This window comes from Chroococcidiopsis sp. [FACHB-1243] (assembly GCF_014696895.1).
GTDB lineage: Bacteria > Cyanobacteriota > Cyanobacteriia > Cyanobacteriales > Chroococcidiopsidaceae > Chroococcidiopsis.
Window position 1 is genome coordinate 1 of sequence record NZ_JACJQX010000086.1, and the last position, 10,988, is coordinate 10,988.

A 10,988-nucleotide genomic window follows, 5' to 3' on the forward strand; every position below is an offset into this window, starting at 1 on the left:
TTCTTCTTAAGGGACTTATCATCCGTATTTCCCCCAGATCTACCCCCAATCGCACCCACTTTTGCTCTCAATCTGCTCCCAATCGCACCCACTTTTGCCCCCAACTGCCCCAATTATCCTCCAGATTTGTTTTGCCCCTAATTTGCTCCCAATCTCCTCCCAAGCTTCTCCCAAGCTTCTCCCAATCTGCCCACTATTCTTCACTACCCTTGATGGCTGGAAAAAGAGGCAGCATCTTTCCTAGTTAATGGTTTCAAAGTCTCTTCTGTCCTGGGTTTTACACCATATTAAACCTGCTTTTAGCGCAGGCATCGCCCCAGAGTGCCTCGCTACCATCACAGCCGATCGCGGCTGAGCGCCAGCTATGTCTAGAGCATCTCGCTTCTCTTCGGCTATTCTCAGTAATGAGTGCAGGTTTTGTATTATTTATGTATTATATTGCAGTATAGAAGCGATCGCACTTCAACTATTTCTGAGCATCGTACTATTTTACTTTCACACTGTTGATACACTACGATCGCGTGCTAATATTTTCGATTGCACTGCCTTCATCAATACCCTGAGTTTTGTGACAGCATCGGCTGTCTATTAGTGAAGATATCGCTTTTCCATCACATTGTTATACTGCTGGCACTAACGTATACTGTGTGCGGTATTTTTGGAAGATGAGCGTGTCAACTGTTGTTGAATGACTCGAAATAGAATCGATGGCTGAAATAATGCACCAGACGACTGAACCATGTGAAACACATTAAACAACACCAAGGTCACTAGAGGTTCCTTTGTTGTTAGCTGAATTAGTCGATCCATGTACCAGCCGATCGCTTTTTCTGGCAAACTCGGTGGCTGAGTCAATCCTTTGACGCTGGGGTATTTCGCATCTTGGCTGGTAGCTGCAATCCAAGGCGTTGCATTTACCTTGGCAAGCTTTTTTTGAAACTGGGTCGGTAGTTCTGCCAGCTCGAATCGTTGCAAACACTGTTGCAACAAAATAGCTCCTAATGCCGCTACTGTTATTCCCTGCCCGTAAATTGGTGTGAACGAGCAAACAGAATCCCCTAATGCAATAAATCCTTGTGGCTGTCGGTTGAGGCGTTCGTAGTGACGCAATCGATTTCCTGGCGGGTAATAAATCTCGATTGCTGTTGCAGGTTTCGCGTTTTTGACCGCATTGTAAATATGAGGACTCGGCAAATCTCGCAAAGCTTCTAAAAACTCAGCTTCATTCGTAGAAGGACGATTGGGAGCCGTCGCACAGACTCCAACAATCCAACAGTTATTCTCGATGGGATAAAGCACGCCCATCGAAGTCCGTTCTGGTGGAGCCGCTTGAATGTAAACGCCTTTCCAGTCTTCCTGAAAATCAGTCGGAATTTCATAAAGGCGACTGGCATAGCCCATTGAAGTCGTGACGATCGTCTCTTCAGGGGGATCGTAACCGATCGCTTTTAACCATTTGGGTGCTTGAGAACTGTAGCCACTCGTATCAACTACCAGATCGGCAGAAAGTTCTTCTTGCTGCACCTGCTCGGAATGCTGGCGACGACGCATCACAACACCCGTTACAGCAGTTTTATCCGCATTTGCGAGCAACCCCGTGACATAGCTAGACTCGATCGCTTGAATATTGTGGAACTGGGATAAGCGACGATGAATCAGCCAATCTAGGATATATCGACTAAAAGATAATGCCCTAAATCCAGACGGAAAGCGAGCTGCCCAACCAAATGGATTCAACCATTCCACATCTGCCCCCATATCCAAAACGACTGCACCTGCCTCAATCAGTTCTGCCTCTAGCCCTGGGAAAAGCTCTTCCATAATTTGCCGACCACGGGTGAGTAAGATGTGAAGCTGCGTACACTGAGGCACGCCTTTTCTAGGGGCAGGAACTTCTGTGGGAAAGCGATCGCGCTCCAAAATCGTCACTTGCTCAAAATAATCCGCCAGAACTCGCGCCGTGAGCAATCCTGCCATGCTACCGCCGATAACGATGGCATGACAACCCACAGAAGAACCTCGAACCATATCGCCTCCAGTCTTTATGAATTAAAAATTTCATTCATAATTATCTAATAAGTAGGAGAAACTGACTGTCAACTGTGAATTAACTTTTTAGTTCATTGCTAGGGACGGCTATGATGGAAGCTGAAAAATTCTGTTGAGATTCTGCCGTGGCAGGTAAATCGACTCAAAGAACGGATTCAAATCGCGCTGTTCGAGACGCAGAGAAAACCAAGCAGCTAATTTTAGATGCGGCTGAGATCGAATTTGCCAAGCATGGACTCAAAGGCGCAAGGACAGATGAAATTGCCAAAGCTGCTGGCGTTGCCTCGCGCATGATTTATTACTACTTCCAGAGCAAGGAAGGGCTGTATCAAACGGTTCTCCAGCGTCCGGCAATTGAGATTCAAGATGCGATCGCCCAAATTGATTTTGAAACCTTATCTCCCGATCGAGCTTTAGTAGCAGTGGTTCGAGCCGCGATCGCATATGAAGTCAACCATCGTCATCGTGGAATGCTGCTGTTTCAAGAAGCTAGTCAGAATCAGGGAAAATATTTCACGCAGACAAACTGGCGGCAAGCGATCGACTTACTAACAGGACTTTTAGAACAAGGAATAAAAGCTGGCGTTTTCCGTCCGCTGGATTCCTACATGACCACGCTCAATATAATTGGAATTTGCGTGTTTTATGGCAATGCTCATGAAAATCTCAAGCATCTAACTCCAGAGCGAGATTTGTTGAGTGCAGAGACGATCGAGCAGTACATACAAGCTGCAATCGACTTAGTATTGAATGGGGTGAAAAACTCAAACACCCACTGATAATTCTCAAACTACTACCACTTGCAACCGACGCAGTTTAACAACAATGTATGCACTAAAATCTCGATTATCAGTAAGAGTAATGTAATTTTTGCAATCAATGTTTTTAAAAACACTTGCCGTCAAACGACACTTGCTACAGCTATCGATCGCTACTCTACCTAGGTATTATCTGCCTTTTCCTACTGCTGCTATTGCGCTAGTTATGTTTAAAGATGCTATAACTAAAATAGTTGTGTATAAAAAATAACTCTATAACAAAAATGGGAAAGCAGAAAAAAAGCAATAGAGTCACAGTAAGGTTCAGTGATGATGACTACACCGAAGTAAAAAAGAAAACAAAGAAGTCTAATACTACCGTTGCCGAATATATAGAAAGATCTGCCTTACGTAGGGAACTCCCTACTCCCCCCACTATCAATCAAATTCTTGTCTACCAGAATTTGGGCAAAGCCAGGGAACTCATATTCGCCATTCGCAATACTTGTAAGCTATATCGCGATCGTACAGTGCCAATTGCAGAAATTATGCCTCTGCTAGAAGCTATTGAAAACCACATTCAAGCAGCTGGAATGGAAGCTTATGGGTTAGGGAAGATGCGGAATAATATAGAAACTGCTAGCAAGAATAGAGAAGACGTGGCATAACGAGTTTGAAGGAAATTTTCCCGATTTGATAAATTCAAGAATCTCTCTCGCAATCAGTCATATATGTACATACACTTAACAGTATACTAGCCAACAGCTTTCCCTAAAAAAAGTGTATTGATGCTTGAAAGCCTTACAGCACGCTTCTCAGTTCGATTACAATTTGTCAAAATAGAACAACCAACTAATAAAGCTCTGCTTGCAGCATAAAAACTTTGCTGCTTCTCGACTAGCAAAATAGATAAAACTATGAACAATAGTAAATTTTCCGAATGGGGCAAAAAACTGGAACGCTTAGCGCAAGCAGGCGTACAAAAAGAAATTGCCAAACACAAGGCTAGCGATCGCTCAGTATTCTACGAAAGAAATGGTACGACTATTATAGAACTACCTGATGGATGCTGCTTTGAATATCGGCTGCAAGATAGAAAAATTCAGATTGTGAGCGAAGTAGAAAAATCAAAATGCCATGCAAATATTAAGTATTAGTCATTGAGAGTTCGCTCGTGCCAAAATACATTTGTAGCCTAGATTCCAATAACGCTTGGCACTTATCCCCAGAAAAAGTTGCCCAGCAAACTTTCAGTACAGAAGAAGAGGCAAAACAGTGGTTTTACCAAAATTGCCCCGATTGCAATTTAGAATTCAGTGGCTTCCACCTTACCATACATCTACCTATAAATTTTGTATTGTGTAATGGTCAAGGAATAGGACAAATCATTGAATACTCAAACAAGCAGTAAAATAATGCTAGAACAACTGAAAATTCAATATAGACAGACTAACTTCCGAGGAGAAGTGTTTCGTCAAATCCTAAATAATTCACTTTTTTCATAAGGTATTTAATCAAATATCCTCAATAAAATAGCTCAATTTGACTGATTAAAAGTCAAAATCGCAGTTATCCGCTCAACTCTAATCGACAAACAATTATTGCTAAATTTGAATTCCTAATTATGTAGACAGTGAAATACAAGTTAGATAATGGGTTCTTCCGGAATCAAGGTGGCAAGTGTATAGTAGGTTACTTTCAGAAGGATGTATTTCAATGGACTTGCATCTTGACACATTGCTAAATCTACCGAATGTAACAGTTGAAAGCTGCACTCAACAACCAAATGAAGTATATCTGAAGTTGCGTTTTTTAACTGAAGCAGCCAGTTGTCCTCATTGCCAAAAAATCAGTGAAGAACTTCATCAGAATCGTCCGATTTTAATTCGAGATTTATCTGTATTTGGTCAAACCACATACTTAAAAGTTCCTCGTCGTCAGTTTTATTGTGCTAATTGTCAACGTTATTTTACGGAATCTCTACCCTTCATGAATGAAGGACGACAGTATACTCAACGATATGAAGAATATATTTATCAGCAAGTAAAACAGTCGAGTATTGAGCAAGTCAGTCGCGCAGAGCGCCTCACGTTCGAGCGAGTTGAGGGAATTTTCAAGCACAAGTTTACTCAGAAAAAAACAATGGATGGTCAGGAGTTAAGCGGATTGGAATCGATGAGATCAGCAAGCGCAAAGGGCATCAAAACTTCGTTACAGTTGTCGGAGACATTGAAGCTGGGAAATTATTAACCTGGCAATAAAAGAGACGGCAAGCCTTTTATAGATGACGCGACAAGACATTACTAAACCTCAATTTGACCAGAAGGCTTGCCGTCTCTTTCCCTGCCGCCTTAATAATAGAAGTCATCGACAGTCATCGACAGGAAGATATCATTGAAACCCCGATTCAGCAACCATTACAGGTACGCGAGCAAGTTGAGGAGGTGAGTGTGGATATGTGGGGAGGGTTCCCCAAAGTTGTGCAAGCAGTATTTCCAAATGCCGTCATTGTAATTGACCGTTTTCATGTGATGAAAGCAGTGAATGAAGAATTAAATAAGATTCGCAAACAGGTAGGTATATTTGACCGGAGAAGCAAGTTTCTTTTGTGGAAGAATGGCTTGGATTTAACCCAAGAGGAAACCCAAAAATTAGAAGCAATTCTGCACCGTTCCAAGCGGTTGAGACAAGCGTATTACTGGAAAGAGAAATTCCGTACAATTTACGAGAAACCGTTGATGGTTGAGGAAGGCAAGGCGCTCCTTCAGCAGTGGTTGTATGAAGCACGAGCTGTCTACACTGAAGTAGTTACAACGATTCGGACTCATTTAGATGGGATTTCCAATTATTTTCGTCATCGGACAACAAATGGAGCAATTGAGGGAATTAACAATCGGATTAAACTGATTAAACGGCAAGCTTACGGTTTTGTAAATTTCCACAATTTCCGTGAACGACTACTAGCTTGCTTTTCAGATTAGAAAAAGTTATCACCGTACTAACGTGAGAGCCGATAATGAGGCAGCTGAAGGCATTATCGGTAGCTCTACCTACAAGCAGTGAACGCAAGAGCTGGCAGCCATCGCTCACAGTTGCGATCACTATCCAATTCTGCGATCGCAAGATATCGATCGCCTGCAACAGTTAGTCCACGTATATCAAAACAAAGCACGTTTCCAACCACCTGCGTTTGTCTAAGTATCCTATGCTTTCTCATGACTCGTACTAATCCTCAAACCAGAAAATTTTCCTGGTTTTTTTCTCCACTCTGCTAGCAAAAATAGTATTGTATAAAATGCAACTCTAATTCAACAAAACTCATAATTGTAGTGATAGGCAAGAACTACAAGCACGCTAGCTTCTGGGGAACGTTGGCATACGTTCTGAACGAACGGAAAAATCCTGTCACTATTGCTACTAACATGATGGGGACAACACCAGCACTGCTAGCAGCCCAATTGAAAGTCACTTGCGACCTCAATCCAAACGTACAGCGCACCTGTAGCCACATCATTCTCTCACTGCCAGATAGAGACGGATACCGCGAACGCCTAGAAGACAAGCAATATGCAGAAATTAGCAAGCGTTACCTACAAGCAATGGGGTTTGTGGGAGAAGGAACTCATGAGTGTCAGTGGCTCGTCGTTCGCCACGACGACGCAAACAACGCCCATATTCATATAGTCGCGAGTAGGGTGAGGATGGATGGTACGGCAGTCAACGATTCTTGGGACTGGTGGAAATCTCAAGTTACCATTCGCAAGCTGGAGCAAGAGTATGGGCTGGAAATTCTTTCATGTAGCAACTCTCAAGTAGCAGCAGCTGTTAAAAAGCAACATGGCATCGAAACTGGTTATACTACCCACCGCGCACCTAGCATCAGACAGAAGCACCACACCTCAAATCAGAAGTCGCTAACGCAACAGTTTGCTCAAATCATCGACGATCTAGTTGCAACTTCGCCTACTGTCAGTCAATTTATTCAACGCCTAGAACGGGAACACGGTATTGCAGTGTTACCTAAGTTTTCTGGCGACAGGTTTATGGAGGGATTTAGCTACTCCAAAGATGGTTGGCAGATTGCTGGATATTCTATTGGCAGCAATTACACCTTTCCTAAGTTAATCCAACGCGGCTTATCCTTCGATCCATCTAAAGATATGCCAGCTATTGTTGCAGCTCGACATCCCCAATTAACAGCCACTGAGGGTAAGAAGAGGAGAAGAAGCAATGTCAAAAAGCAAAATGTCGCAGCAGGGGGAGCGACAATATCCCTCAACTCGATTGAGATTGCCAGAGGCAATGACATCAAAGGCGCTCGTTATGACGCTGTTGAAGATAACCCCAGTCAAGTCACAGTACCTATCGTCTCAGCGCAAATTGCAGAAGCAGGCTTAGCAGAAATTTCTCATCAGATGCATGAAACTCAGTTTAGTGACAACGAGAGACAACAAACAACAAAAACTAAGAAGGAAACAGAGATTCCTGTATCGCATCTAGATGCGATCGCCCAATCCGATGTCGAACCAATACGAACAATCGTGGAAGGTAGTAGCTCCAGCGACACCTGCCACCCCACGCCTTATATCATCCCTATACCGTCATACTCCCATTACTCTACTATAGTGACAGCATACCTTCTGACACTTAACACGACTTTCTTCAGCGGTAACAGATATTCAGCCCAGCTCGATAATAATATACTCACTTTGACCCGCAACTCCAATGGAGAACAACTTCTAAAAACTGCATATACCAATGGGCAATGGCAAGAAATAGAAGCGACGCGATTGACCCAGCAAGATACAGTAATACTAGATAAAATTGTTCCAGCAATTCAACAACTGCAACAACAACTGAAGGCAAAGAAAAAAGATGTTGACTACAGTTATTAATGAAGTTTTATAGAAATTCTGCTAATAAATCCGGTTGGGAGCCGCTTGCTATTTATTCTTAACATTCAGTCAGTCACTTTTGTATTCATATTTATAGTTTTAGTGTTACATCACCCGATCGAGAATCAACAGATATCTGAGATAAAATCAGAATTTTATTAGATCCAGTAGAGATAACAATTCTCTTAAGATCGCTTTGATCCCATTTAAAGCGATCGCTAAAGGAATGTTAAAACTGCTGCCAGCTCTGTTGTTCGTAATCGTCGCTTTCCAAACCGATAGAAAGTTCGGATATCTTTTCCGCATTACGAATGTCTTGTCGAAGCCGGTACATTTGAGCTGGATTTTGAAGTCGAGCAAAATTACTAGCACGAGCGATCGCCTGTTGCTCTGGATAATTAATTCCTACCTGGGCGTACTGCACCGACAATTGCTCGAAGTTCTCGACTTCAATTTTTTTCAAACGCTCTTTCTCTTCCAGCCAATCTACACTGTAACCGCGCCGTTGCATATCTTGCTGGTACTCCTGGCGCAAAGAACCATCAAGGTTAAACTGCTGCTTCTCTTCTTCTGTGAAGATAACATCATAGGCAGTGTAAACAATCCATTGTTCGGGGTCGGTTTCGTCAAGCTGCTTCAGTCTTTCGTACTCGGCTTTCAGTCTGGCAGTCTTATCTGCAATAACTGCTTCTGACAATCCACGATAACGCATACCTTCAGCATATTCTGCTTCAAGATTACCTTCGCAGTCTAATTCCCTTTTATTTTGATTTAAAAAACGTTTTAAACGTGAATACTGCACCATTATTAAAACTCCTTGTTGAAATGTCCAACTATGACAATTACTACTAAGCATTTCAATACTAAACTAAATCAATGGATTCACATCGACAACGATCTCAACAATGCTGAATCTTTACTAAATGAAGAATTAAAAAATACATTATTAGAGTATTTCTTTCCCAATACTGAATTTTCGTTCGGTCATATAGACGAAACTTCAACAGCCACAGAACTTAAAAACCATCCAGACGATCGCGTACTGCTCCTTTCATCTAAGTCTAGATTACTCTACGGACCTATAGAGTGTTTAGAAGTAATAGATCGATTATGCCCCGACCGTAAAGACAGGGGTGCTTACGGATCGATTTTCCTTGGCTCTTGTGAAAATGCAATCGCTGAAGAACTTAGTATTCTGGTTGTTGACGATGTTACAGGTAGAAATGGCGCCATCATCGATGAAGAACAAGCTCGTAGGCTTACAGGTGACTGCTACGGACAAATATCCACCGATGTCTACAACCGCCTCACCGATAGAGAAATCGATACGAAAGCACCTTACCGAGTCATTCAACACCGCTTTGGCTGGACATCTCAAGATGGTGATGACACCCAGTTTAGATTTGGCAAAGGCACTCTCAGACCTAATAATCTGGACAATTTAGATTTTCAAGACTTAAACAACAAGCCAAAAATCGATCTCATCTTACCTCTATCCTCCTTCAAGGGAACGGACAAGGACAGACCTGGTACTCCTCTAAAACCACAAATAGAGCCTGGGTTGTATAAACAAAAAATTTGGCTAGGCGAAAAATCACAATCCCAACGAGGAAAAACCGCTATTTCGCAGATGTTAGCCTCATTCCCCATCGGAATCAAAGATTTTGCTGAAGAATTAGAAGCTCAAGCCAAAAGACTCAAAGAAGCCCAAGACGAGCCGCGAAAACTAGCAGCTTTATACTGCGAAAAATATGAAAAACGTCAGGACTTTAATCAAGAACAGAAAACTCAGTTGGAGAAGGAGGTTAAACAAGCTATAAAATTGAATAAATTGCCGGATTTTATAGAACAATACAGCAAGCAGTTAGAAAAATACGAAATAGACAATGAGGGGAATTTAGAAGAAACCGAGCCTAGAGAAGATTTAATTATGTACAGTCTCATCAAAACCGATTTGATGAGTCATTGCCAAATTATAGAAACAGAAAAAGTACAACAAGAGCTAGCTAGGTTCGTGCAAAATGAATGGAAGGACATCGCCACTGGTAGGAGTTTACTATTTGAACGAGCAATGGTAATTCCTTCTAAAGAGTTAAAGAATGGCGAAATCTGCATACCTTGGTATAACCCAGAAGAAAAAGTTCTTAACTTTCGCTCGCCATTCCTCAATGCAAATGGCTTGTGCGTCTCCACTAACAAAGTTGTAGAAGATATACTGGGACCGGACAGAAATCCTTTGGAGGGGGCGATCGCAGTTAGTGATGAAACATTCACTCAAATCTACAACCGCATTCTCGCGCAAGTTAAAGATACAGTCGCCCAGATAAGAGAACGAGATGTTACATTTAACAGCGATGAGATTCAAACTTATCTCAATACCAATATTAACGCTTTAGACATTTCAGAAAAAATAAAATTTGCTATTAATTTTAACAGAGAAATCGATAAGTTAAATAAACTAGGTCTAAATATTGAATCAATCGTTTTAGAATCAGAGCAAGAACGGCAAGGTCGCGACTACGACGGCGACTGCATCGGATTTACCTTAGCTAAATGCTATCCCTACCTTGCAGAAGAAGCGGAGTATAGAAACCAGCTAGAAAATGCCTACGCTCCTACTCCTAAACTAAAAAAACAATCTTTCTACACGGCAGATGGAGCGCAACCAGAATTTGAAGAAATTGCTATCCATATGAGCGATGGAATTAGCGTTGGTGTTATTAACAATCATCTCACCGCGATTGAAGCACTAGAGTCAGAGATTATTATCCTCAAAAATTACAGTACTACTGAAGAGAAATCAGCATATCTTGACGCAGTTGCCAAGCACTATAAAAAGCTTCTTCCTACTGTGATTCAATCAGAACAAAAGCAGCGTGAAACAAATCCTGACGATCGAATGCGGCAACCTAAACAAGATTACATTCAATATATGCAAGAATTTGTAGAGCTTGCATCTGTTAGGAATAGAAAGAATGAAATTATCCAAAAAGCTTTTTTCGTTAACAGCCAGATGTATCGGAAAATGATCCAAGCAGCAGCATTCCAAAATCAAATTGCCGTTGATTTATTCAAAAGTGCCAAAAAACCAGACATGGAAGCGATCGCTGAAAATAGTCGCTATCTTTACCGAGAAGTGAACTATATCAGAGATAAGAAAAATAAAAACGCATACATAGATAGAGCAGAAATGTTGAATCCTGAGACAAATCTTCATATAATTTTTGATACTTCTCTGTGAAAAGAGAATCGGTCAACATTTCACGATCTTCTCCATCCAATGAAC

9 protein-coding genes and 1 pseudogene are annotated in these 10,988 nt (G+C 41.7%); 8 read left to right on the plus strand and 2 right to left on the minus strand.

What is annotated here, in order from left to right:
* Positions 1-633: 633 nt before the first annotated feature.
* Positions 634-2,028 carry an FAD-dependent monooxygenase gene (locus H6G17_RS30870; protein WP_192162331.1) on the minus strand — a complete coding sequence of 465 codons (1,395 nt, stop codon included), beginning with the start codon at positions 2,026-2,028 and terminating at the stop codon, positions 634-636.
* Between the two features lie 146 nt (positions 2,029-2,174).
* On the opposite strand from H6G17_RS30870, the gene H6G17_RS30875 reads away from it, so the two are divergent.
* The 7 genes from H6G17_RS30875 (at position 2,175) to H6G17_RS30905 (ending at position 7,702) form a co-directional block, all read left to right on the plus strand.
* Entirely contained in the window at positions 2,175-2,828 is a 654-nt protein-coding gene (locus H6G17_RS30875; RefSeq protein WP_192162332.1) for a TetR family transcriptional regulator, read from the plus strand.
* A gap of 263 nt (positions 2,829-3,091) precedes the next feature.
* A complete protein-coding gene (locus H6G17_RS30880) occupies positions 3,092-3,475 on the plus strand; it encodes a hypothetical protein (RefSeq protein WP_192162333.1) in 384 nt (127 codons plus the stop codon).
* 249 nt (positions 3,476-3,724) lie between these two features.
* Positions 3,725-3,964 (plus strand): MmgE/PrpD family protein, encoded by a 240-nt coding sequence (locus tag H6G17_RS30885; protein ID WP_192162334.1) that lies wholly within the window; start codon positions 3,725-3,727, stop codon positions 3,962-3,964.
* Positions 3,965-4,523: 559 nt separating this feature from the next.
* Positions 4,524-5,057, plus strand: coding sequence for a transposase family protein (locus H6G17_RS30895; protein ID WP_192162337.1), 534 nt, complete (start codon positions 4,524-4,526; stop codon positions 5,055-5,057).
* A 65-nt stretch (positions 5,058-5,122) separates the two neighbouring features.
* A complete protein-coding gene (locus H6G17_RS30900) occupies positions 5,123-5,788 on the plus strand; it encodes an ISL3 family transposase (protein WP_192162339.1) in 666 nt (221 codons plus the stop codon).
* A gap of 35 nt (positions 5,789-5,823) precedes the next feature.
* Positions 5,824-5,955: a hypothetical protein gene (locus tag H6G17_RS34420; RefSeq protein WP_277876140.1), complete on the plus strand. Its 132-nt coding sequence runs from the start codon at positions 5,824-5,826 to the stop codon at positions 5,953-5,955.
* A 181-nt stretch (positions 5,956-6,136) separates the two neighbouring features.
* Entirely contained in the window at positions 6,137-7,702 is a 1,566-nt protein-coding gene (locus H6G17_RS30905; RefSeq protein ID WP_347276493.1) for a relaxase/mobilization nuclease domain-containing protein, read from the plus strand.
* A gap of 229 nt (positions 7,703-7,931) precedes the next feature.
* On the opposite strand, the gene H6G17_RS30910 is transcribed toward H6G17_RS30905, so the two are convergent.
* Entirely contained in the window at positions 7,932-8,507 is a 576-nt protein-coding gene (locus H6G17_RS30910; RefSeq protein WP_192162341.1) for a hypothetical protein, read from the minus strand.
* A 30-nt stretch (positions 8,508-8,537) separates the two neighbouring features.
* Here H6G17_RS30910 and H6G17_RS30915 point away from each other — a divergent pair.
* Positions 8,538-10,886 (plus strand): annotated as a pseudogene (locus H6G17_RS30915) (hypothetical protein); the annotation flags it as partial.
* Between the last annotated feature and the right edge of the window lie 102 nt (positions 10,887-10,988).